Source organism: Roseomonas gilardii, from assembly GCF_001941945.1.
GTDB lineage: Bacteria > Pseudomonadota > Alphaproteobacteria > Acetobacterales > Acetobacteraceae > Roseomonas.
The window spans coordinates 332,571-355,043 of record NZ_CP015584.1 but is presented as its reverse complement, the minus strand read 5'-3'; the positions used below and the strand labels follow the sequence as shown (position 1 = coordinate 355,043).

Genomic DNA, 22,473 nt, shown 5'->3' with positions numbered 1-22,473 from the left:
ATGGGACTTCTCGGAATCCTTCTGGGACTGGCACTCCTCATGGGGCTGGCCTTCCGGGGCTGGAGCGTGCTCCTCCTCGCGCCGGCCGCGGCCCTCATCGCGGCAGGCTTCGCCGGCGAACCTCTGCTCGCGAGCTGGACCCAGACCTTCATGGGTGGCGCCGCAGGCTTCATCGCGCAGTTCTTTCCGCTTTTCCTGCTGGGTGGGGTCTTCGGTAAGCTGATGGACGACAGCGGGTCGGTCACCGCCATTGCCAACGGCATGACGGCCCGGCTCGGCACGAAGCGGGCCATCCTGTCCGTGGTGCTGGCCGGCGCGCTCGTCACCTATGGTGGCGTGAGTCTCTTCGTGGCTTTCTTCGTGCTCGCCCCGATGGCGCATGCGATGTTCCGGGCGGCGGATATCCCGCACAGGCTCATGCCGGGCGCAATCATGCTCGGCGCTTCGACCTTCACCATGTCGGCGCTGCCAGGCACGCCCGCCATCCAGAACGCCATCCCGATGCCCTTCTTCGGTACGTCACCCTGGGCCGCACCTGGGCTCGGCATCATCGCCGCGATCGTCATGGCGGCTCTCGGGCTCTGGTGGCTGGATTACCGCGAGAAGCAGGCGCGCAAGGCCGGGGAGGGCTACAACCTGTCCGGCGCGGATGGGCAGGAGGCCGAGACCCGGACAGTCGGTGATTCCGTGGTCCGCGAGTACGCGGCGGTCTCGGGAGAGTTCGACCCTGCCGAAATCCACCGCGGTGAACACGGCCGAAACGAGCCGGGCTTCTGGATTGCCCTGGCGCCGATCGGCGTGGTGCTGGTGGTCAACCTGCTGATGACAGCGGCCGTCCTGCCTCGCATGGATACGGGCTTCCTGGCCGAGCTTCGCTGGGGCAACACCGCGATCGAGGCGGTTGCGGGTGTCTGGTCGGTAGTCGTGGCGCTTTTCGCGGCCTGCGTGGCGGTGATGCTGCTGAACCGCGCCAATCTCCCCTCGTTACGTGCGACACTGGATGCGGGTGCCAACTCGGCCGTCCTGCCGGTCCTCGGCGTCGGCAGCCTGGTCGGCTTCGGTGCGGTGGTGGCTTCCCTGCCTGCCTTCGACATGGTGCGCGACCAAGTGCTCGGCATCGGTGGAGGACCGCTGGTTTCCCTGGCCGTGGCGACGAACGTGCTGGCGGCATTGACGGGATCGGCCTCGGGCGGGTTGACCATCGCGCTCGACACACTGGGTCAGACCTATCTCAGTATCGCTGCGGAACAGGGCATCGATCCCGGCCTGCTGCACCGTGTCGCAGTGATCGGCGCCGGTACACTGGATGCCCTGCCGCATAATGGAGCGGTGGTGACGCTCCTCGCGGTTTGCAGCACCAATCACCGGAGCAGCTACCTGGATATCTTCATGTCCAGTGTCGTCAGTGCCCTGGCGGCCCTGGTGGTCGTGATCGTGTTGGGAAGCCTGATCGGCTCCTTCTGAGCCGTCCAGAGCGGTCCGGCGCGGCACCGGGGAGAACATCCCCGGCGCCCCCTCGCTCCAGAGCACCATCGACCCGTGCGAGCGGAGGTGAGATCCTGATGAACCTGCCTCGGAAACACAGTTGACATTGGTCTTATGTAAGACATAGGCTTTAACTAATACGTATTAGGGACGAGAAACATGGTCCAGGGGAGGCTGCAGGAACATCCCCGCCGCACTGGCGCCGCGACCAGCCTGGATGTGGCGCGCCTCGCCGGCGTGTCGCAGACCACCGTTTCCCTGGTGCTCAACGGTGCAGGCCGAAAGGCCGGCTTGTCGGAAGCGACGCAGCAGCGCGTACGGGACGCGGCGCTGCAGCTCGGCTACACGCCCAATTCCGTTGCCCGGAACCTGCGGCGGCGGCGCACCAACACCCTGACCTTCATCTGCCCCGACCTCAGCAACCCTTATTTCGCCGAGGTGATCGGCGCGGCGCAGCAGGCGGCGCAGGAGAAGGGCTACCTCCTCGACATCCTGGCCGCGCAGGACGAAGCCGCCAAGCTGCGGGCCGTTGCGCGCATGCGCGGTGGCGTATCGGATGGCGTCATCACGTCGGCGCCCACCCAGGCGATCTGGGAGGAGCTGAAATCCCTGACCCGTCAGGGAATTGCCTGCGTGACTCTGCAGGATCAGGGGCAGGACGCGTCCATCCCCTGCGTCGGAGTGGATCTCGAAGCCGGCGGACACATGGCGACCCGGCATCTGCTGGACTGCGGCTATCGGCGGATCGGCCATGTCTCCGCCCACCAGAGCCACCCCTTGCGGAAGCAGGAGCGCGTGCACGGCTACCGCCGTGCTCTGCTTGAGGCCGGGCTGGAGCATCGCCAGGCCTGGGAGATCGAGGTGCCGAACAGTCCCGAAGGTGGGGTCGAGGCGATAGGGCGCCTGTTGGCGCTGCCCTCACCGAGGCCGGAAGCGCTGTTCGTCTTCAACGACCTGATGGCGATCGGCGTGCTGCATGCCCTGCGTCGCCAGGGACTTCGCGTGCCGGAGGACATGGCCGTGGTTGGCTTCGACGGCGTGGCGCTGACAGGTTTCAGCAGCCCGACACTGACCACGGTGGAGCATCCACGACAGGAACTCGGCCGGCAGGCTGCCACGAGCCTCATCGAGCGCCTGGAAGGGGCCGAGCGGCCGGAGACGCACAGCCTCCTGCCGGGACGGCTCCTGATACGCGAATCCTGTGGCGGCCTGAAACGAAAGGGTCTCCGGGAGAACGTGGCCGCCTAGCGCGGCACCGAGTGACGAGCCGCGGAAAGCGGCCAAAAGAGAGGGACGGACCATGAAGCAGACATATGCGACGGGATGGCGGCCGGGCCGCCGGGGCCTGCTTGGGGCCGGCATCGCGCTGGCCGGCGCGGCGGCGCATCCGGTGCGGGCACAGGGTGCCGTGAACCTCAACTTTGCCGTCTGGGGCAACCGGGCGGAGGAAGAGGCCTTCCGGCGGCTGATCGCGGGCTACACCGCACAGCACCCGAACGTCTCCATCCGGCTGGAGCTGAACGGCTCCTCGGCGCAGCTCTACCAGCAGGTGGATACGCGCCTCGCCGGCCGGCAGGCACCGGACCTCATCCGGATCCAGTATCAGCAGGTAGGCCGCTACGCGAAGGCCGGAGCCATCGTCGATCTGAGCGGACATCTGGATGCCGGCATGGACGGCCAGTTCGCGCCCGCCCTGTGGAAGGCGGTGACCTATCGCGGCAAGTCCTTCGCCATACCGCACCATACCGATACACTGGCCGTCTATTGCAACATGGAGATGTTCCGCCGCATTGGCGTCGAGCTCCCTTCCAGGCTGGAGGATAGCTGGCGCTGGGAGGAGTTCCTCCGTATCGCGCGGCTGCTGAAGGAGAAGGCCGAGGCGCCCTTCGGCTTCGCCTGCGCCTGGCAGAACACCGCCGCCTATCGCTTCCTGCCCTTCCTCTACCAGCATGGCGGCCGGCTGCTGGATGCGGATCTGCGCCAGCCGCAGCTTTCGTCCCGCGAAGGCATCGAGACCCTGGCCTGGACCCAGTCCTGGTTCACCGAGAAGCTCGTGCCGCCCACCACCTCGATCAAGAGCAATGAACAGACACAGAACCTCTTCGCCAACGGCACGATCGGCATGTTGGTGCATGGGGACTGGCAGATCCCCTTCCTCCAGGAAGCAATGACGCGGGCGGAGTGGCGGGTCACCTATATGCCGCGCGACCTGGGCATGGCATCCGACCTCGGCGGGAACTGTCTGGCCGTCACGCGTGACAGCAAGAACCGCGACGTGGCCATCGATTTCCTCCGCTTCGCCACCAGCGAGGCCAATATGCGCGACTTCTGCCAGGCAGGCGGCTTCCTGCCGGTGCGCAAGAGCCTGATGGAAAGCACGCTCGACTACCCGCTGCGGCCCGATGCCATGAAGGTCTTCGTGGAGCAGTCGCGCACCATCCCGGACCATCTGGCGGCCACGGTGACGCTTCCGGATTTCAGCCGCATCAACGCGAAGCTCGCCGAACAGCTGGATCTCACCTTCACCTCCGGCCAGGCGCCGAAGGAGACCGCCGAGAACGTGGACAGCACCATCCGCGGCGTCCTCAAGGACTGATCCCCTCCGCGATCCGCACCCTCCTGCCGAGAGGCGAACCATGCCTAGCAGCCTGGTCCTGACAAGCGCCGCACACCCCTCCGCCGCGGCACGGGCGCGCCGGTCCTTCCGGCGCCCCTGGATGACGGCCTATGCCTTCATCAGCCCCAACCTGGTGCTGTTCAGCGCCTTCAGCTTCTTTCCGCTGCTCTATGCCTTCTATATCAGCTTCCATGACTGGAGCCTGATCGGCGACGCCGAGTATGCGGGGCTGGCCAACTACCGCCGACTGCTGGGAGACACCCAGTTCTGGCACGCGCTGCTCAACACAGCGGCCTATGCCCTGGCCTCCGTTCCGACCACCATGGCAGGCGGCTTGCTGCTGGCGGTGGCGCTGAACAGGCGTTTGCCAGGGCGGGTCTTCCTGCGCAGCATCTACTTCCTGCCCGTCGTCGTCTCGGCCGTCGCCACCGGCATCATTGCCGCCTGGCTGTTCAACGAGCATTACGGCGTCATCAATTCCCTGATCGTGCGCCTGGGGGGCGACCGCATCCCCTGGTTGTCCTCACCAAGCTGGGCCCTGCCCTCGCTCGTGCTGGCGACCTTGTGGGTGCGGGTGGGCTTCTGCATGGTGGTCTATCTCGCCGCCCTGCAATCCATCCCCGCCCTGTATTATGAGGCCGCGACGATGGATGGTGCCTCGCCCTTCCGCCAGTTCTGGAAGATCACCCTCCCGCTGCTGCGGCCGGCCACCTTCCTTCTCCTGGTGCTGAGCGTGATCCATTCCTTCCAGGTCTTCGACCTCATCTACGTCATGACCGGCGGGGGCCCGGGCTTCTCCACCACCATGCTCGTGCAGTACATCTACCAGTCGGCCTTCACGACCTCCGAGATGGGCTATGCCAGCGCCATCGGCGTGGTGCTCTATGCCATCGTGCTGGGCTTCACCATCATCCAGTGGCGGATGAGCCGCCAGTCGGAGAACGTGTTGTGAGCGGCGTGGCCCTGGAAGCCGCCGCACCGCGCCCCGGCCATCGCCGGACCGGCACCGTGCTGATCTGGATCGCCCTGGCGCTGGGGGCGGTGGCCATGGTTTTTCCGCTCTACTGGATGCTCGCCACGGCCATCCGCCCGCGCTCGGAAGTCTTCCAGCCCGTCGTCAGCCTCATCCCGCAGGTCCTGACGCTGGAGAACTTCCGCAATATCTGGGAGCGGCATCCCTTCCTGACCTGGACGTTGAACTCCACCTTCATCGCGGTGGTGGCGGTGGCGATCACGGTCTCCGCCAACCTCCTCTGTGGCTATGTCTTCGCCAAGTTCCGCTTTCCCGGCCGCAACACCCTATTCTTCGCGATCCTCGGCGCACTGATGATCCCGATCCAGGTGATCCTGGTGCCCGAATTCCTCGTGGTCTCCTGGCTCGGCCTGCTGAACTCGCCCTGGGGCGTCATCCTGCCACGGGCGGCAGAGGCCTTCGGCGTCTTCATGGTGCGCCAGTTCATGGTCAGCATCCCGGACGAGTTGCTGGAGGCCGCGCGTCTGGATGGCGCCGGCGAGATGCGGATCTTCCTGCGGATCGTGCTGCCCCTCTCCAAGCCCATCATCGCCGTGCTGGTGATCTTTACCTTCATGTGGCGCTGGAACGACTTCGCCTGGCCGCTCGTGGTGCTGACCGACCAGGACCTCTTCACCCTGCCGCTCGGCCTGAACCTGCTGCGCGGGGAGGCCAATCCGGACTGGGGCGGCGTCATGGCGCTGGCCCTGATCTCGCTCCTGCCGATGCTGCTCATCTTCCTGATCTTCCAGCGCTATCTCGTCCAGGGGATCGCCAGCACCGGCCTAAAGTGAACCCGTCCCGACCCTCATCATCCGAGAAGAGAACATGACCAAGATCGCCATGATCGGCGCCGGCAGCGTCGTCTTCGTCAAGAACCTGCTCACGGACATCCTCAGCCTTCCCTCGATGAAGGAATGCGAGATCGCCCTGCACGACATTGATCCGGAGCGCCTGGAAACGGCCGGGATGATGGCGCGCTGGACCTCCGGGCAGTTCGATGCCAGGGCTACTGTCACCGAGCATGCTGACCGCCGCCGCTGCCTGGAGGGCGCGGACTTCGTGATCAACATGGTGCAGATCGGCATGCATGAGGCGACCCTGCTGGATTTCGACATCCCGCGCCGCTACGGCCTCAAGCAGACCATCGCTGACACGGTGGGCATCGGTGGCATCTTCCGTGGGCTGAGGACTATTCCCTTCATGGTGGACCTCGTGCGCGACATGCGCGCGGTCTGCCCCGGCGCCTTGCTGCTGAACTACACCAATCCGATGAGCATCCTGACCTGGGCGGTCTACAAGGCCTTTCCGGAACAGCAGGTGGTCGGACTCTGCCACAACGTGCAGCACACGGCGCGGGACCTCGCCTCCTATCTCGGCGTGGAACGCTCGCGGCTCAGCTACGATTGTGCCGGCATCAACCACATGACCTGGTTCCTTCGCCTGGAGATCGACGGCAAGGACGCCTACCCGCAGCTTCGGCGCGCGGCGCGGAACCCGGAGATCTTCGCGAAGGACAAGATCCGCTTCGAGCTGATGGAACATCTCGGGCGCTTCATCAGCGAATCCAGCGAACACACCGCGGAATATACCCCCTATTTCCTTCGCCGCGAGGACCAGATCGCGGAGTACGACGTGCCGGTGGACGAGTATGTCCGCCGCAGCGAGCGCAACCTGCGGCGCTATGCCGAGACGCGGCGGAAGCTGCTGGCAGGCGACAGCTTCCCGTTAGAGCGCAGCGACGAGTACGGCGCCGCGATCATCAACGGCATGGTGACGGGCGAGCCGCAGCTCATCTACGGCAATGTCCGGAACACCGGGCTGATCGAGAACCTACCGCGCGACTGCTGCGTCGAGGTGCCGGTGATCGTGGACCGCAACGGGCTGCGTGCCTGCCACGTCGGGACCCTACCCCCGGAACTGGCGGCCCACTGCGCGCCGCATGTCTTCGTGCAGGAGCTTACGGTCCGCGCCGCGCTGGAAGGCGACCGGGATGCGGTCTATCGCGCCGCGGTGCTCGATCGCCATGCGGCGAGCGTGCTGTCGCTGCGGGAGATCCGCAGCATGGTGGATGACCTGATCGCGGCGCATGGCCCGGCCATGCCCCTAGGGGTCCGTTCGGAAGCGATGGCAGCTTGAGGACCATTGCGGGCGGGTCGGAAAGGCTCGCCCCGCCCATGGCAGAATGCACGAAGGGGAGGGATGGATGAGCTGGCTGGCCCTGGAACATGTCCACAAGCGCTTCGCCGAGCATGCGGTGATCCAGGACGTGAACCTGTCCGTGACCAATGGGGAGTTCGTGGTCTTCGTCGGCCCCTCGGGCTGCGGCAAGTCCACCCTGCTGCGCATGATCGCGGGGCTGGAGAGCATCAGCGAAGGCGCCCTGCGCATCGATGGGGAGGTGATGAACGATGTGCCGGCGGCACAGCGTGGCATCGCCATGGTCTTTCAGTCCTATGCGCTTTATCCGCATATGAACGTGTACAAGAATATGGCCTTCGCGCTGGAAACGGCCCGGATGCCGAAGCCGGAGATCGATGCGCGCGTGCGCCGCGCCGCCGGGATTCTGCAGCTCGATCACCTGCTCGACCGCAAGCCGAAACAGCTTTCCGGCGGGCAGCGGCAGCGCGTGGCCATCGGCCGGGCCATCGTCCGGGAGCCCAAGATCTTCCTCTTCGATGAGCCCCTCTCCAACCTCGATGCTGAGCTGCGCGTGCAGATGCGCGTGGAGATTGCGAAGCTGCACCAGCAGCTCGGCAACACGATGATCTACGTGACCCATGACCAGGTCGAGGCCATGACCATGGCGGACAAGATCGTGGTCCTCCGGGGCGGCCGGGTGGAACAGGTCGGGTCGCCGCTCGAACTCTACAACAATCCGGTCAACCGCTTCGTGGCGGGCTTCATTGGTAGCCCCAAGATGAACTTCCTTCAGGCGATCTTGCGGCCCGGGCGGGATGGCAAGGCGCAGATCGCGCTGGGCGACACGGTGCTGCCCTTGCCGCACCTCCCCTGGCAGGGCGAGGCGGATTGCAGCTTCGGGATCAGGCCCGAGCACTTGCGGCTCGGCGGTGGTGGAACTCGCCTCGGCGAAGCCAGGGTCCAGCTCGTCGAACAACTGGGCGGCTCGTCGCTGATCTATGGGACCCTGGCCGACGGGCAGCCCATCACGGCCCAACTCGAAGGCCAGCAGAGGCCCAGGCCCGGTGAGAGCGTACCCTTGCACCTCGACCTGTCGCTGACGCACCTTTTCCGTCCGGACGGGGAGCAGATGGTGCCGCGGTCCCCTTGATCCGAGCCGCGACGTGCCGGCGGCGGGTCCACCAACTCGGATCGCCAAAGCTGTCACGGAACGGTAGCCAGGAATCTCCGATCCATCCTGTCCGCTGGAGCGCGGAGACGGTAAGTCTCGCTGGGCGTGGCGATAGGATGGAGCGGTGATTCGAGAAGACCGGAGGCTGCATGCAACTGGACTGCGGGGCGGCTGGTGGTCCGCGCTCGGCTGCTGTCTGATGCTCGGCCTGCTGGCTGCCTGTGCCTCGCCGGTGGCGGTGGAGCGGATCGATCAGCAGACGGATTACCGGACCTTCACCCGCAACACCATGTCCTCCGATCGGTTGAGCGAGGACAGCCGCAACATCTTCCGCCAGCTCTCGGTGCTGGATGCTTTCGGCCGTGACCCGGTCGCGACCCTGTCGGTGCTGCACAAGCGCGTTGCCGCCGGGGTCGCGGAACCGCAGGAACTCTTCGCCTTGGCGGAGGCTTCCTATCTCGTCGGCCGGCGTGGGGGAGGCCGGCCGTACTTCCTGGCTTCAGCCCTTTATGCCCAGGCCTTCCTCTTCCCGGAGAATGGCACCGAGGCGCCTGGCGCCTTCGACCCGCGCTTCCGTCAGGCCTCCGACCTCTACAACCTCGCCCTTTCCGAAGCCTTGATGGCGGAGGACGGGGTGCATGTCGCGTTGCGCAGCGGCCGTTACGACCTGCCCTTCGGCACCATCGACATCGCCCTCGACGATGCCAGCCTCGAATGGGGCCAGGCGAGGTTGTCGGACTTCCTGCCCGGCACCCGTATGGGCGTGCGTGGGCTGAACAACGTCTATCGCCATGCGGGGCTGGGGGCACCTCTGGCCGTGGCGACCCCGGCCCCCGTCACGGATGTCGAAGGCGGCGACGATCCCCGGGCATTGCCCGCCGCGCAGGATGGCTCGGCGGCATTGCGCCCCGGCCAAGTGGCACGCGGCATCATCCGCGGGCGTTTCCGCATTCCGGGGACGGCGCTGCTCAGCCTGGATGCGCCTGCGGAGCAGATCAGGAAGAAGCAGCTTCGTGGACGCCTCAGCCTGCATCTGCTCTTCGACGAGGAAGCCGTGCAGGTCCATGGCCGGACGGTGCCGCTGGAATACCGGCAGAGCGCCGCACTGGCGCAGGGCCTGCAGGAGGCCAATCTCTGGCGACAGGAATTCCGGGCCTTCCTGTTCGGCGACCTGCTCAACGGATTGCCGGCGCGGCTGGCCGCGCTGACGGAACACCGGAACGGCCGCATTCCTGTCGTGCTGATCCACGGGACGGTGTCCAGCGAGGCGCGCTGGGCGGACATGGTGAATGATCTGATGGCCGACCGGCAGATCGCGCAGCACTATGAGTTCTGGTTCTTCTCCTACGCCACCGGCAATCCCATCGCCTATTCCGCCATGCAGCTCCGGGAAGCCCTGAACGCCTCCATCCAGCGCCTTGGAGGGGCAGCCTCGGACCCGGCGCTGGGGCAGATGGTGCTGATCGGCCACAGCCAGGGCGGCCTCCTGGCGAAGATGATGGCCGTCGATCCCGGGGATCGGCTCTGGGCACCGATCAGCCACCAGCGGCCGGAAGACCTCCAGCTCAGTGCGGCCAGCCTGGACCTGATCCGCCGGTCCTATTTCTTCCGCCCGGTGCCGGAAGTGCGGCGTGTGGTCTTCATCGCCACGCCGCATGGTGGAAGCTTCCTGACGGAGTTCGCCGTGACCCGCCTTCTTTCGCGGTTGATCACCCTGCCGCTCTCCGTGGCCGAGGCCAGTGCCGAGGTCCTTTCCGGCAATGCCGATGCCGTCATGCTCAATCTGCAAGGCGCCCGGTTGGGCAGCCTGAACGGGATGACGCCCGGCAGTCCCTTCATCCGTTCCTTGCGAGCCCTGCCGCTCGCGCCCGGCGTGACGGGGAATTCGATCATCGCGGTCCGGGGCGACGGACCCCCTGAGAGCGGCAGCGACGGCGTGGTAAGATTCGAGAGCGCACATCTGCCGGACATGGAATCCGAGCTCGTCGTGCGTTCCGGCCATTCCACGCAGAACAACCCGCAGACCATCTCCGAAGTGCGTCGCCTGCTGCTGCTCCACTGGCGGAATGCCTGTCCCACCATGCGCCGCGATACGAAAGTCGCCTGCTGAGTCTCCGCTCGCCGGGGCTGGACAATATCGCCGGCCCGGCGCTGAAGATGGGCGCACCCGCGGCGAGTGAGCGCGCCCAAAGCCCTTTATCATCGCTCGGCGCTACGCACCCGCACGGGTCCGGCGCCAGGAGTCATGGTATCGGAGCCGTGGCGGGATGGAACCTCCGGGGTCAGAGGGTGATCCGTGCCACGCTCTCCTTCTCCTTGATCTTCTCGAAGGGGATTTTCACCGAGACGAAGACCGCGCCGGTCTTCTCGTCCAGTGCCAGGCTGTTGGGATGCGGCGGCAGCGGCACGGTCTCGGCGACGCTGTGGCGGCCTGTGTCGAGCACGCTCACCGAGCCGGAACCGCGGTTGGTGACGAAGAGGCGCTTGTGTTCGGCATCGAGGCGCAGTGCCACTGGCCCTTCGCCCACCGGTGTCTCCCACAGCAGCTTCCCGCTCTCCGGCTCCACTGCCACGACACGGTTGCCGGGGTTTTTCGACTTGAAGCCCGGGATCATCTTCTCCTTGTAGCGGGTCAGGCTCTCCATGCCCTGGTCCACCGCCAGCACGGCGCCGCTGGCGGCGTCATAGGCGATGTTCAGCGGCTGCTCGGCGCCACCGGCCTCCACCGCGTGACGCAGTTCCTGTGTCTTCCGGTCGATGGTGCAGAGCTGGCCCGCCAGCGTCGAGACGAACAGGCGATCCTTCGCCGCATCCAGCGCGATGCCGGTCGCGCCGGGGCCGATGCCGGTGATCGGCTTCTCCGCCACGAGGTCCTTCGTGCCGATGACATAGACGAGGCTGTCCTTCAGGCCGAGACCGGGCAGGTAGAGGCGCTCCCCGGCGGGGTCCAGCAGCAGCTCCCGCAGCTTGTAGGGATACTCCTCCTTGCCATCCTCGCCCTTCACCTTAGTGGCGAGGCGCAGCGTGCCGAGGACACGGTTCCCGCCGATATCCACCGCGCTGACGGCGGCATCCAGGCCATGACCGACATAGATCCGGCCGGCCGCGTCGTCGAGGGCGATGCCGAAGCCGCGCAGCGGCAACTCCAGTTCCGACTGGATGGCGAGGCTCTGCGGATCGAGGCGCAGGAGCCGGCTCGCCGGTGCGTCCGCGGCGAAGCCACCCGCCGAGAGCACGAACAGGGCGTTCCGCGACGGGCTGAAGGCCAGTTCGTACAAGGCCGGCGCCACCTCGGCCCGTGCGACCTTCGTCGCGGCCTGCGTGGGACGCATTACAGCCAGGGAAATTCCCCCCGCCAGCAACCCCAACGCCATGCGGCGGGGCATCGCGGTCATGTCCGGACCTGGGCAAACGCGTGTGTGCATGTGTTCCTCTTCTTCTGTGGCAGGTCGATAAGGCCGCGAGGCGGCGTCGGGATCGGGGTGGTCGGCGACAGCCCCACCGACTCCCCCAGGGCCGCATCAGCAGAATTCGCATGTGATTATCATTATCAAATGAGGTCAGGGCAAGGCCTGCCGGGTCCACCGCTGGGGCAGGGATGTCCGAAGGGTCTCCCCCCTGATCGCCAGACTTGCGTACCCTCGCGACCGCTCTCGCCCGACATCGTGGCTTGACCTCCGAAACGTTTCGGATCAGCGTCTCGGCCAAGAGGAACAACGTCCAAGCACTATGTCGCTTGCCCGCATCGCCAGCACCCTGCGGCTGTCCGTGACCACCGTGTCCCGGGCACTGGGCGGCCATGGCGACGTTGCCGAGACCACCCGTCTCCGGGTCCAGGTGGAAGCCGACCGGATCGGCTATCGCGCCAATGTCTCCGCGCGTCGGTTGAAAGGCGGCGTCAGCGATGCCGTGGCGGTGATCCTGCCCACGGGACCGGGGCAGTTGGAGGACGCCTTCTTTCTCCGCCTGCTGGGAACGATCGGGCCGCGGCTGGCAGCCGCTGGGCTCGACCTTCTGGTGGGTGCGGCCCGCCCCGGTGCCGAGGAGATGGCCCTCTATCGCCAACTGGCCGAGAACCGTCGCGTCGATGGCTTCCTCCTGGCCCGCACGAGGCGGCAGGACCCGCGCGTCACCTACCTGATTGACCAGGGCCTGCCCTTCGTCGTGCATGGCCGCACGGCGGAGACGCGGCCGCATGCCTCGGTCGATGTCGATGGCACCGTCGCCTTCCGACAGGCGGTCCGGCGGCTGCTGGGCTTCGGCCATCGCCGCATCGGGCTGATCAACGCGCCCGCGGCCTACAGCTTCGCCCATCACCGCGAGGCCGGTTGGCGGGACGCCTTGTCCGAGGCCGGCCTGGCGCCGGGACCGCGCGCCGAGGCCGAGGCGACCGAGGAGAACGGCTTCCGCTCCATGCAGGCGATGCTACAGGGCGGCGCACCGCCCACGGCGGTGCTCTGCGCCACGGACCGGCTGGCGGTGGGCGCACTGCATGCGGTCGCGGCGTCCGGACTGCGGGCCGGGCAGGATGTCTCTGTCATCGGCTACGACAACCTGCCGGTCGCCACCTTCACCGATCCGCCGCTGACCAGCTTCGAGCCGATGGTGGACCGCAGTGCGGAGCGGATGGTGGCGATGCTGCTCTCCCTGCTACGGGGTGCCTCGCCCGACGGCATGGCGGAGCTTCTGGATGCGCGGCTGATCGCCCGTGCCTCGGACGGCCCGGCCCCTGCTTCACAGGGGCGCCGTCGCATGCCGCGTGGTGACGGATCAGGCCTTGAGGGAGGAACGAAGAACCATGGACGTGACCGCAAAGCCCGGCTGGAAGACTGATCCGGCCATCCTGACCCGTCGTGCCGCGGGGCAGCTCGGCCTCGGGGCCCTGCTGGCCGCCGCCCTGCCGCGCGCGGGTGCCCGGGCACAGGGGCAAGAGATGGTCTTCCTGTCCACGCAGCTGAGGCCGATCGAGGCGGCGCAGGCCATGCGGCAGAAGATCCTCTCCGGCTTCGGCCAGCCCGTGAACTTCGTCACCGAGCAGCCGCCGCAGCTCGGGGTGCGCGTGCGGGCGGAGCAGCAGGGCGGCCGCCATACGACGAGCCTGATCGGCGGTCTGCATGGAGAGCTTCTCCCTCTGATGTCCACGAACGCGTTGGCGCCGCTCGACGACGCACTGGCCGGGCTGCGGCAGCGTGGTTTCAACGCGGCGATGCTGGAATCCGGCAAGCTCGGTGGTCAGCAGCAGCGCTACATCCCCTGGATGCAGGCCACCTATCTGATGGTGGCCCACAAGCAGGCATTGCCTTTCCTGCCGGCGGGCGCGGACATCAACGCGCTGAGCTACGAGCAACTCGGCCAATGGGCGACGGCGATCCAGGAGAAGACTGGCCAGCGCCGGCTGGGCTTTCCGGCCGGCCCCACCGGGCTGATGCCGCGCTTCTTCGAGGGATATCTCTATCCGTCCTTCACCGGCGGCGTGGTGACGACCTTCCGCTCCGAGGCGGCGGAGGCGATGTGGGGCCAGTTCCGCGATCTGTGGAAGACGGTGCATCCCAACTCGACCAATTACGGCTTCATGCAGGAGCCGCTGCTGAGCGGCGAGGTCTGGATCGCCTTCGACCATGTCGCGCGGCTGATCGACGCCCTGAACCGCAAGCCGGACGAGTTCGTGGCCTTTCCTGCACCATCGGGGCCGAAGGGGCGCGGCTTCATGCCGGTGGTCGCCGGGCTTTCCATCCCCGCCGATGCCCCGGACCCGGCCGGCGCGGCGAAGCTGATCGACTACCTGACCCGGCCAGAGGTGCAGATCGCCACGCTGCGCGCCACGGCCTTCTTCCCGGTGGTGAAGACCGACCTGCCGGCGGACCTGGAACCCGGACTGAAGCTCGCGGCCGATGCCATCGCGCGGATGTCGTCGGCGCCGGATGCGCTGGTGAGCCTGCTGCCCATCGGCCTCGACCAGAAGGGCGGCGAGTTCGACAAGGTCTTCATGGACACCTTTCAGCGCGTGGTCCTGCGTGGCGAGAAACCCCGCGCCGCGCTGGACCGGCAGGCCGAGGTCATGCGGCGCATCATGACCGAGACCGGCGCGCCCTGCTGGCGGCCGGACCCGCCCTCCGAAGGCGCCTGTCAGGTCGGCTGAGGAGATCGCCTTGGCCCATCGCCGCAGCGCCGCTCTGCCATATCTTCTGATCGCGCCCTCGGTGCTCTTCCTGGGGGCGCTCTTCCTGGTGCCACTGTTCCAGACGGCAGTACTGGCCTTCCAGTCGGGCGGAAGCTGGTCGATGGAGAACGTCCATCGCATGGTGGACGACATCAACTTCACGGACGCGGTCCGCAATACCTTCTCAGTGGTGCTGCTGGTGGTGCCGCTGCAGCTCGCCCTGGCGCTTGGCATGACCATGATGCTGCGGCATGTGCGACGCGGGCGAGACCTGATCCTGTGGGTCTGGTCCATTCCGCTGGGCATCTCCGACCTCGCCGCCGGCCTGGTCTGGCTGGCGCTGCTGACCGATCTCGGCTGGGTCAACAGCCTGCTCTTCCGCCTCGGCCTGACGCAGGGACCGCAGAGCTGGCTGACCTATGAGACGCCCTGGGCCCTGCTCGCCGCCATCGTGGTGGCGGAGCTCTGGCGGGCGACCGCCATCGTCTTCGTTATCCTCCTGGCCGGGGTGCAGCTTCTGCCGAAGGAGTACGAGGAGGCGGCGGAGGTCTTCGGCGCCTCCCCCTGGCGACGCTTCGTCAAGGTGACGCTGCCGCTGCTCAGGCCCTCCATCCAGACGGCGCTGATCCTGCGTACCGTGCTGGCCTTCGAGATGTTCGCCATGGCCCTGGCCCTGGGCGGGCGGAATTTCCCCGTGCTGGTGAGCGAGGCCTTCAACTGGCAGTACGGGAGCCAGGACTACGGCGTGGCCGCCGCCTATGCGGTGCTGGTGATGCTGATCTCGCTGGCGGCCACCGTGCTCTACCTGCTGTTGCTGCGCGTCCCGGCGGAGCAGCGTTCGTGAACGCCGCGCGGCCTTTCCGTCGCTTCCTGCTGCTGGGCGGGGTGACCGGCCTCTGCGCCTGGACACTGATCCCCATCGCCCTGCTGGCGCTCGGGGCCCTGGGTGGACGGGACTTCGTGTCCCGTTGGCCGAAGAGCCTCGGCGCCAACGATTTCTCGCTGGAGACCCTGCGGGCATTCCTGGCCATCGACGGCGTCTGGGCCGCCACCTGGGTCAGCATCCAGGCGGCGGTCCTGTGCATGTTCATCGCCCTGCTCTTCGGGGTTCCGGCGGGCTATGCGCTGGCCCGCTTCGCCTTCCGCGGCGCGGGGGCTTATCGCGTGCTGATCCTGATGACCCGCGCCTTCCCCGTGGCGATCCTGGCCCTCCCGTTGACCGTGGGCTTCATCCGCCTCGGGGTCTACGACACGCCCTTCGGTGTGGCGTTGCTGCATGCGGTGCTGGCGACCCCCTTCGCTACCTTGGTCTGCGCCAGCCTGTTTCAGGGCATCCCGGTGGAGCTGGAGGAGGCCTCCTGGGTCTTCGGCTGCTCCCGCTTGACGGGCTTCGTGAAGGTGGTGCTGCCGCTCGCCCTCCCGGGCATCGCGGCAGCCTCGATCTTCGCCTTCGTGCTGAGCTGGAACGAGGTCTTCGCGGCCTCGGTGCTGACGGTGCGGCACCGGACCCTGACGGCCTACCTGCTCTCCGTCCTGTCAGAATCGCCGCTGCATGTGCAGTTCGCCGGCGGGCTGATCCTGATCATTCCCTCCATCCTCTTCATCTTCCTGGTACGCCGCCGCCTCTTCGCGATGTGGGGCATCGGGAACCGATGAGCGCGGCGACCGGCGCCCATCGCGCGTGAGACCGGACAGGACATCATGGCGACCATCGAGATCGACGGCATCCGCAAGAGTTTCGGCGCCGTCCAGGCCCTGCAGGCGGTGGATCTGCAGGTGCGGGACGGCGAGTTCCTGGCACTGCTGGGCCCCTCGGGATGCGGTAAGACCACGCTGCTGCGGATCATCGCCGGGCTGGAGAGCCAGACGGGAGGGCGCGTCCGCATCGATGGCCGCGACGTGTCCGACCTGCCGCCAAGGCGGCGGGGCCTCGCCATGGTCTTCCAGAACTACGCGGTGTTTCCGCACCTGACGGTCTTCGAGAATGTCGCCTTCGGTCTGCGGATGGCGAAGGCGCCGAAGGAGCGCGTGCAGCGCCAGGTCGAGCGCGCGGCGGCCCTGCTGCACATCGAGCCCTATCTTTCCCGCCATCCCGGCCAGCTTTCCGGCGGGCAGCGGCAGCGCGTGGCGGTGGCGCGGGCCCTGGCGGTGGAGCCCGAGGTGCTGCTGATGGACGAGCCACTTTCCAACCTCGACGCATTGCTGCGCCTGGAGATGCGGGCGGAGCTGAAATCCGTGCTGGCGGAGGCGGGAACGACCACGATCTACGTCACCCATGACCAGACCGAGGCGATGGGTCTCGCCGACCGGATTGCGGTGATGCAGGCCGGGCGCATCGAGCAGATCGGCAGCCCCTCGGAGATCTACCACCGTCCGCGCTCGCGCTTCGTCGGCGGCTTCGTCGGCAGTCCGCCGATGAACTTCCTCCGCCTGCCCGTGCGGGACGGACAGGTGATGCTGGCGGAACTGCCGCTCCCGGCGCCGCAGGGTGCAGAGGAGGAGGTGCTGCTGGGCCTTCGCGCCGAGGACCTGACGCCCGTGGCGCAGGGCCAGGGCTTCGGCTTCACCCTGAGGGTGGCTGAACCGCTCGGCTCGCATGTCCTGCTGACGGGCCATGCGGCGGGGCAGCCGATGCGCGTGGTCGTCCCTTATGAAACCGGTGGACCGGGGGCGGATCTCTCCCCTGGCCGCGTTCTTCACCTGCGCCCGCATCCGGAGCGCTTGAACTGGATGGATGCGCAGACAGGCCAGTCCCTGGAGGGAGCATGATGGACCGGAGCGAGGCGGCGCGGCGGGTGCTGCGCGACAATGACCGGGGCGGCTACACCGTACCGACGGACCGACTCTATCCCTTCCAGTGGAACTGGGATTCGGCCTTCGTCGCCATGGGCTTCGCTACCTTCGACACGGGCCGCGCCTGGTCGGAGATCGCGTGGCTGCTGCGCGGCCAATGGGAGGACGGGCTGGTCCCACAGATCGTCTTCCACGCACCCTCCGATGACTACTTCCCCGGCCCTGAGGTCTGGGGCATCCGGCGCGACCCGCCGACCTCTGGCATTACCCAGCCGCCCGTGCTGGCCACTGCCGCGCACCGGGTGCTGGCGGCGGATGCGACGGAGGCGGGCGAGGCGCGGATGGCCGCGATCTACCCGCGCCTGCGCGACAGCCACCGCTGGTGGGCCGCCGCGCGCGATCCGGCGGGCACGGGACTGGTGGCGACGCTGCATCCCTGGGAGACGGGGATGGACAACAGCCCCGCCTGGGACCGGGCGCTGGACCGGGTGCCGGTGACGACGCGCACGGAGATCCGGCGCCGCGACACCAGCCATGTCGATCCCGCCTTCCGCCCGCGCGCCATCGACTACCAGCGCTTCATCCATCTGGTGGAGGTGTTCCGCGATGCCGGCTGGGAGCCGGGGCGGATGCTGGCGGCCTCGCCCTTCCGCGTCGCCGATGTGGGCACCAACGCCATCCTGCTGCGCGCCGAGCAGGACCTGCTGGAACTCGCTGCCCGCTTCGGCACGCCGGCGGAGGCGGCTGAGATCGCCGCCCGCATCGCCCGGATGGAGGCGGCGCTGGAATCGCTCTGGGACGAGGGGAGGGGTTGTTACCTGCCACGCGACCTGATCTCGGGTGAGTCCATCCCGTTCCGCGGCTCCGCCGGCTTCCTGCCGCTCTTCGCCGGGCAGGCGCGGCACGCGGCGGCGCTGGCCGGGACGCTGGAGGGCTGGGGCAAATCGGTTCGGGCGCTGGTGCCCTCCACCGATCCGGGCGACGCGCTGTTCGAGCCGCTGCGCTACTGGCGCGGGCCGATCTGGGCGGTGGTGAACTGGATGGTCGCCGAGGGCTTCCGCCGCTGTGGCCAGGAGGCGATGGCCGGGCGCGTGGCGGGCGACACGCGCGGGCTGATCGCGGCGGAAGGGTTCAGCGAATATTTCGACCCGCTGACCGGGCAGGGCATCGGCGGTGGCACCTTCTCCTGGACCGCCGCCATCTGGCTGCTGTTGGGGGGAGGGGAGGCATGATCCCCACCGGGGCCATCGACTGCGACATCCACCCGGCAGTGCCGTCGCTCAAGGCGCTGTTGCCGCATCTCGACCCGCTCTGGCGCGACATGGTGGCGGAGCGCGGGGTGCATGAGCTGGACACCATCGCTTATCCGCTGCGGAGCCCGCTGACCGCCCGGCCCGACTGGCGGCCCGCGACGGGCAAGCCGGGTTCCGACCTCGTGCAGCTTCAGACCCAGGCGCTGGACGGGTTCGGCACCAGCCTCGCCATCTGCAACGTGCTCTACGGCGTCACCGTGCTGTTCAGCGAGGATATGGCCGCCGCCTTCGCCCGCGCGGTGAACGACTGGATGGCGAAGGAATGGCTGGACCGCGACCCGCGCCTGCGCGCCTCCATCACCGTGCCGGTGCAGAACCCGGAGCTGGCGGTGGCGGAGATCGAGCGTTGCGCCGCCGACCGCCGCTTCGTGCAGGTGCTGCTGCCCGCGATGCACGACGCGCCCTGGGGGAAGCGGCAGCACTGGCCGATCTACGCGGCGGCCGAGAAGCACGGGTTGCCCATCGGCATCCATGCCGGCTCCGCCTACCGCCATCCGGTCACGCCGATCGGCTGGCCCTCCTACTACACCGAGGACTACGTGAACCAGGCGCAGGGGATGCAGACGCAGCTCACCTCGCTGGTCTGCGAGGGCGTCTTCGGCCGCTTCCCCGGCCTGCGTGTGGTGATGATCGAGAGCGGCTTCACCTGGCTGCCCGGCTATCTCTGGCGGCTGCACAAGTACTGGCGGGGCCTGCGGATGGAAATCCCCTGGGTGGACCGCCCGCCGCCGGAGATCATCCGCGAGCAGGTGCGCTTCACCCTCCAGCCGGTGGACGGGCCGCCCGTGGCCTCCGACCTGCTTCGGGTGATCGAGCAGATGGGATCGGAGGACCTCCTGCTCTTCTCCACCGACTACCCCCACTGGCAGTTCGACGGCGACGACGCCCTGCCGGCGGCGCTGCCGAAATCCCTGGCGCGCAAGATTGCGGTGGAGAACCCGCGCGCCACCTATCCTCGGTTGGAGGAGGCTTTCGCATGAACGTCGAGCTCCGCGACCCGGTGGCAGGAGCCGCCCCCCAAGGGAAACTGGTGAGCAAGCCGGCCATCGCCGATTGCGACATCCATCCCTGCCTAGCCCAGGCGCGGGACATCCTACCCTACCTATCCGAGCGATGGCGCAGGCACATGGACACCTTCGGGATGCTGCCGCGCCATGGCTATCAGTCCGGCCCGGCCTATCCGAAGGGCCAGCCGGACGCGGCGCGGCGGGATTCCTGGCCGCCCGGCGGGCGACCGGGCAGCGACCTGGGCTTCATGCAGGCGCAGCACCTCGACCCGAACAACGTGGCGCTGGGCGTGCTGAACGTGATCGCCCCGGCGGCCGCGGCGGCGCAGAACCTGGATTTCAGCGCGGCGCTCTCGCGGGCGCTGAACGAGTGGCAGGTGGCGGAATGGACCTCGAAGGACCGCCGCCTCAAGGCCTCCGTCGTCGTTCCCTACGAGGACCCACAGGCGGCCGCGGCCGAGATCGCGCACTGGGCGGGTCATCCGGACTTCGTGCAGGTCCTCCTCCTCAGCCGCACCGCCGAGCCGCTGGGGCAGCGCCGCTACTGGCCCGTCTATGCCGCCGCGCAGGAGGCTGGCCTGCCCATCGGCGTGCATGCCTTCGGCTATGGCGGCTACCCGGTGACCGGCGGCGGCTGGCCCTCCTTCTACATCGAGGAGATGGTCGGCCATGCCCAGTGCTGCCAGGCGCTGCTGACCAGCATGGTGATCGAGGGCGTCTTCGAGCGCTTCCCCCGCCTGCGCCTGGTGCTGATCGAGGCCGGCTTCGCCTGGCTCCCCGCCCTCGCCTGGCGGCTGGACAAGCACTGGTCCCGCCTGCGCGAGGAGGTGCCGCACCTGACCCGCGCCCCCTCGGAGGTGATCCGCCGTCATGTCTGGCTGACCACCCAGCCGATGGAGGAGCCGGAGCGGCGCCACCACCTGAACGAGGTGATCGACTGGATCGGCATCGACCGGCTGCTCTTCGCCACTGACTACCCGCACTGGGACTTCGACGCCCCGGAATGGTCACTGCCAGTGCGCCTGGAGGAGTCGGCCCGGAACGCGCTGTTCCTGGGCAATGCACGAGCGCTCTACGGGGCGGCATGATGACTCGCTACCTGGTCGCCCCAGTCACCGCCTTGCCGCCAGGGGGGCGCCTGCTGGTGGAGGCAGCGGGGAAGAAGATCATCCTCTTCAACCTGGGGGGCGATCTCTTCGGCCTGCTGAACCGCTGCCCGCACCAAGGAGGCGAGTTGTGCCATGGGACCGCGCTGGGGCTCGTCGAGGCCGATCCGGCAGAGCCCGGCCAGATGCGCTATACGCGGGAGGGCGAGATCCTGCGCTGCCCCTGGCATGGCTGGGAGTTCGACATCCGTACCGGCCTGTCCAGGGCCGAGCCCCAGAAGCTGCGGACGCGCAGCTATCCCGCGGGGATCACGGGCCGGGACAGCTTGGTCGAGAGACCACCCGCGACCACGGTCCCGGTCGGGACGACGGATGAGGGCCAGATCTACGTGGAGGTCTGAAGCTCCTCGACCGGAGCCTTCGTGCAGGTGGTGCCATTCCCGCATGGCCTCCCGGATTTGCATCGCCTGAGGAACCCTGTCCGGGGCCGTGGGCAGTCGTCTCTGCCACGACGACCTCGCCGGTCCTCAGCACGGGGCTGACTCATGTCCCCCATCATCCGAGGGCGATCACCCGCCGCTCGATTCACCGATCTCGGCTTCGAAGGCGACCAGATTCTCGAAGACACGCACGAGATCGCGCTTCAGCCGCTCCGACTCCTCGCGGGTGAAGCCGCGTAGGGCCAGCGCCTCGTGCTGGACGGCCAGGGGCATCAGTTCTTCCACCAGGGTCCTGCCCTGCGCCGTCAGGTTGATCTCCACCGCGCGGCCATTGTCCTCCGGTCGTTGGCGGGAAACGAGCTTCTTCGCCACCATCGCGCTGATCAGACGCGAAAGGGTGGACATTTCCACCGATGTCACCTCGGCCAGATCCCCCAGCCGCTGGTCGCCCTGCATCCGGAGCGCGGCCATCACACGATACATCGGCAGGGTCACGTCATAGGCTTCCAGCCGACGGGAAAAGACCTCCCCCACCCGCACGCCCACGCGGTTGACGAGATAGGGGAAGGATTCGGTCAGCCGGTACATGCGAGGCCCTCGGCGTTAAAAACATGCAATAGCAAAATTTGCATTTGCAAATATCAAGGCGATGCAGTTAGCGTGCGTGCCGGAAAGACCTGCGCCAAGCAAGCATTCCGGAGGAAGATATGACGTCCCCTGTTGCCACGCCCCCTGGCGTGCACGCTGCCTTTCGCGCTGCCATGCGGCGCTTCGCATCCACGGTGACGGTCGTCACCGCCTGCGACCATGCGCGCCGGCACGGCATGACAGCCACCGCTGTCACCTCGCTCTCCATGGAGCCTCCATCGCTGCTGGTCTGCATCCACCGGCAAACCCTGTTGCATGACATCCTGCTGCGGGCACCCCGCTTCTGCGTCAACGTGCTGCACAGCAGCCAGGGCGACGTCTCCGCCGCCTTCAGCGGCGGTGTGCCGCCCGAGCGTCGTTTCGATGGGGATGAATGGCAGAACAGCGAGGACGGCGTGCCCTTCCTTCGCGGCGCACAGGCCAACCTGTTCTGCCGCAAGGCCGCCGCCGTCCCTTACGGCACGCATCTCATCCTCGTCGGCGAAGTGGAGAAGGCGGAGCTGTGCGAAGGCAGCTCGCCCCTTCTCTACCACGATGCCGGCTATTGCGTCACCGCGCCCGCCGCCTAGCGACCGGAGA

20 protein-coding genes are annotated in these 22,473 nt (G+C 67.7%); 18 read left to right on the top strand and 2 right to left on the bottom strand.

What is annotated here, in order from left to right; genetic code table 11:
* From RGI145_RS21160 to RGI145_RS21125, 8 genes are all read left to right on the top strand, one after another.
* Positions 1-1,464, top strand: coding sequence for a GntP family permease (locus RGI145_RS21160; RefSeq protein ID WP_075800505.1), 1,464 nt, complete (start codon positions 1-3; stop codon positions 1,462-1,464).
* A 180-nt stretch (positions 1,465-1,644) separates the two neighbouring features.
* Positions 1,645-2,733 (top strand): LacI family DNA-binding transcriptional regulator, encoded by a 1,089-nt coding sequence (locus RGI145_RS21155; protein WP_075800504.1) that lies wholly within the window; start codon positions 1,645-1,647, stop codon positions 2,731-2,733.
* A gap of 52 nt (positions 2,734-2,785) precedes the next feature.
* Positions 2,786-4,081 carry an ABC transporter substrate-binding protein gene (locus tag RGI145_RS21150; protein ID WP_075800503.1) on the top strand — a complete coding sequence of 432 codons (1,296 nt, stop codon included), beginning with the start codon at positions 2,786-2,788 and terminating at the stop codon, positions 4,079-4,081.
* Positions 4,082-4,121: 40 nt separating this feature from the next.
* Positions 4,122-5,054 carry a carbohydrate ABC transporter permease gene (locus tag RGI145_RS21145; RefSeq protein WP_075800502.1) on the top strand — a complete coding sequence of 311 codons (933 nt, stop codon included), beginning with the start codon at positions 4,122-4,124 and terminating at the stop codon, positions 5,052-5,054.
* The gene (locus RGI145_RS21140) at positions 5,051-5,908 is read left to right on the top strand and encodes a carbohydrate ABC transporter permease (RefSeq protein ID WP_075800501.1); all 858 of its coding nucleotides are present in this window, start codon (positions 5,051-5,053) and stop codon (positions 5,906-5,908) included. The genes RGI145_RS21145 and RGI145_RS21140 overlap by 4 nt, the downstream gene beginning before the upstream one ends.
* A gap of 34 nt (positions 5,909-5,942) precedes the next feature.
* Positions 5,943-7,253 (top strand): alpha-glucosidase/alpha-galactosidase, encoded by a 1,311-nt coding sequence (melA, locus tag RGI145_RS21135; RefSeq protein WP_075800500.1) that lies wholly within the window; start codon positions 5,943-5,945, stop codon positions 7,251-7,253.
* Between the two features lie 67 nt (positions 7,254-7,320).
* Positions 7,321-8,406: an ABC transporter ATP-binding protein gene (locus tag RGI145_RS21130; protein WP_075800499.1), complete on the top strand. Its 1,086-nt coding sequence runs from the start codon at positions 7,321-7,323 to the stop codon at positions 8,404-8,406.
* Between the two features lie 220 nt (positions 8,407-8,626).
* Complete coding sequence (locus RGI145_RS21125; protein WP_075800498.1) at positions 8,627-10,537, top strand: esterase/lipase family protein; 1,911 nt, start codon at positions 8,627-8,629, stop codon at positions 10,535-10,537.
* A 172-nt stretch (positions 10,538-10,709) separates the two neighbouring features.
* On the opposite strand, the gene RGI145_RS21120 is transcribed toward RGI145_RS21125, so the two are convergent.
* Positions 10,710-11,759, bottom strand: coding sequence for a YncE family protein (locus tag RGI145_RS21120; protein ID WP_237183353.1), 1,050 nt, complete (start codon positions 11,757-11,759; stop codon positions 10,710-10,712).
* 397 nt (positions 11,760-12,156) lie between these two features.
* On the opposite strand from RGI145_RS21120, the gene RGI145_RS21115 reads away from it, so the two are divergent.
* The 9 genes from RGI145_RS21115 to RGI145_RS21075 are packed head-to-tail and all read left to right on the top strand — an operon-like array spanning position 12,157 to position 21,207.
* Positions 12,157-13,260: a substrate-binding domain-containing protein gene (locus RGI145_RS21115; protein ID WP_075800496.1), complete on the top strand. Its 1,104-nt coding sequence runs from the start codon at positions 12,157-12,159 to the stop codon at positions 13,258-13,260.
* The gene (locus tag RGI145_RS21110; protein WP_083671292.1) at positions 13,226-14,566 is read left to right on the top strand and encodes an extracellular solute-binding protein; all 1,341 of its coding nucleotides are present in this window, start codon (positions 13,226-13,228) and stop codon (positions 14,564-14,566) included. The genes RGI145_RS21115 and RGI145_RS21110 overlap by 35 nt, the downstream gene beginning before the upstream one ends.
* A 10-nt stretch (positions 14,567-14,576) precedes the next feature.
* On the top strand, positions 14,577-15,431 hold the full coding sequence (locus tag RGI145_RS21105; RefSeq protein WP_075800495.1) for a carbohydrate ABC transporter permease: 855 nt from the start codon (positions 14,577-14,579) through the stop codon (positions 15,429-15,431).
* Positions 15,428-16,243: a carbohydrate ABC transporter permease gene (locus tag RGI145_RS21100; protein ID WP_075800494.1), complete on the top strand. Its 816-nt coding sequence runs from the start codon at positions 15,428-15,430 to the stop codon at positions 16,241-16,243. The genes RGI145_RS21105 and RGI145_RS21100 overlap by 4 nt, the downstream gene beginning before the upstream one ends.
* Positions 16,244-16,288: 45 nt before the next feature.
* The gene (locus tag RGI145_RS21095) at positions 16,289-17,356 is read left to right on the top strand and encodes an ABC transporter ATP-binding protein (protein ID WP_075800493.1); all 1,068 of its coding nucleotides are present in this window, start codon (positions 16,289-16,291) and stop codon (positions 17,354-17,356) included.
* Positions 17,353-18,612 (top strand): MGH1-like glycoside hydrolase domain-containing protein, encoded by a 1,260-nt coding sequence (locus RGI145_RS21090; protein WP_075800492.1) that lies wholly within the window; start codon positions 17,353-17,355, stop codon positions 18,610-18,612. Before RGI145_RS21095 ends, RGI145_RS21090 begins: the two co-directional genes overlap by 4 nt.
* On the top strand, positions 18,609-19,673 hold the full coding sequence (locus RGI145_RS21085; protein WP_075800491.1) for an amidohydrolase family protein: 1,065 nt from the start codon (positions 18,609-18,611) through the stop codon (positions 19,671-19,673). The genes RGI145_RS21090 and RGI145_RS21085 overlap by 4 nt, the downstream gene beginning before the upstream one ends.
* Complete coding sequence (locus RGI145_RS21080) at positions 19,670-20,788, top strand: amidohydrolase family protein (RefSeq protein WP_075800490.1); 1,119 nt, start codon at positions 19,670-19,672, stop codon at positions 20,786-20,788. Before RGI145_RS21085 ends, RGI145_RS21080 begins: the two co-directional genes overlap by 4 nt.
* Entirely contained in the window at positions 20,785-21,207 is a 423-nt protein-coding gene (locus RGI145_RS21075) for a Rieske (2Fe-2S) protein (protein ID WP_237183352.1), read from the top strand. The genes RGI145_RS21080 and RGI145_RS21075 overlap by 4 nt, the downstream gene beginning before the upstream one ends.
* A gap of 168 nt (positions 21,208-21,375) precedes the next feature.
* On the opposite strand, the gene RGI145_RS21070 is transcribed toward RGI145_RS21075, so the two are convergent.
* Positions 21,376-21,834 (bottom strand): MarR family winged helix-turn-helix transcriptional regulator, encoded by a 459-nt coding sequence (locus RGI145_RS21070; protein ID WP_075800489.1) that lies wholly within the window; start codon positions 21,832-21,834, stop codon positions 21,376-21,378.
* 119 nt (positions 21,835-21,953) lie between these two features.
* On the opposite strand from RGI145_RS21070, the gene RGI145_RS21065 reads away from it, so the two are divergent.
* Entirely contained in the window at positions 21,954-22,463 is a 510-nt protein-coding gene (locus RGI145_RS21065) for a flavin reductase family protein (protein ID WP_075800488.1), read from the top strand.
* Positions 22,464-22,473 lie beyond the last annotated feature (10 nt).

Bases quoted from the DNA above. Each gene is read 5' to 3' on its own strand.
- RGI145_RS21160 (WP_075800505.1), top strand. From the start codon at position 1: ATGGGACTTCTCGGAATCCTTCTGGGACTGGCACTCCTCATGGGGCTG.
- RGI145_RS21155 (WP_075800504.1), top strand. From the start codon at position 1,645: ATGGTCCAGGGGAGGCTGCAGGAACATCCCCGCCGCACTGGCGCCGCG.
- RGI145_RS21150 (WP_075800503.1), top strand. From the start codon at position 2,786: ATGAAGCAGACATATGCGACGGGATGGCGGCCGGGCCGCCGGGGCCTG.
- RGI145_RS21145 (WP_075800502.1), top strand. From the start codon at position 4,122: ATGCCTAGCAGCCTGGTCCTGACAAGCGCCGCACACCCCTCCGCCGCG.
- melA (WP_075800500.1), top strand. From the start codon at position 5,943: ATGACCAAGATCGCCATGATCGGCGCCGGCAGCGTCGTCTTCGTCAAG.
- RGI145_RS21130 (WP_075800499.1), top strand. From the start codon at position 7,321: ATGAGCTGGCTGGCCCTGGAACATGTCCACAAGCGCTTCGCCGAGCAT.
- RGI145_RS21125 (WP_075800498.1), top strand. From the start codon at position 8,627: ATGCTCGGCCTGCTGGCTGCCTGTGCCTCGCCGGTGGCGGTGGAGCGG.
- RGI145_RS21120 (WP_237183353.1), bottom strand. From the start codon at position 11,759: ATGCGTCCCACGCAGGCCGCGACGAAGGTCGCACGGGCCGAGGTGGCG.
- RGI145_RS21115 (WP_075800496.1), top strand. From the start codon at position 12,157: ATGTCGCTTGCCCGCATCGCCAGCACCCTGCGGCTGTCCGTGACCACC.
- RGI145_RS21110 (WP_083671292.1), top strand. From the start codon at position 13,226: ATGGACGTGACCGCAAAGCCCGGCTGGAAGACTGATCCGGCCATCCTG.
- RGI145_RS21095 (WP_075800493.1), top strand. From the start codon at position 16,289: ATGGCGACCATCGAGATCGACGGCATCCGCAAGAGTTTCGGCGCCGTC.
- RGI145_RS21090 (WP_075800492.1), top strand. From the start codon at position 17,353: ATGATGGACCGGAGCGAGGCGGCGCGGCGGGTGCTGCGCGACAATGAC.
- RGI145_RS21085 (WP_075800491.1), top strand. From the start codon at position 18,609: ATGATCCCCACCGGGGCCATCGACTGCGACATCCACCCGGCAGTGCCG.
- RGI145_RS21080 (WP_075800490.1), top strand. From the start codon at position 19,670: ATGAACGTCGAGCTCCGCGACCCGGTGGCAGGAGCCGCCCCCCAAGGG.
- RGI145_RS21075 (WP_237183352.1), top strand. From the start codon at position 20,785: ATGATGACTCGCTACCTGGTCGCCCCAGTCACCGCCTTGCCGCCAGGG.
- RGI145_RS21070 (WP_075800489.1), bottom strand. From the start codon at position 21,834: ATGTACCGGCTGACCGAATCCTTCCCCTATCTCGTCAACCGCGTGGGC.
- RGI145_RS21065 (WP_075800488.1), top strand. From the start codon at position 21,954: ATGACGTCCCCTGTTGCCACGCCCCCTGGCGTGCACGCTGCCTTTCGC.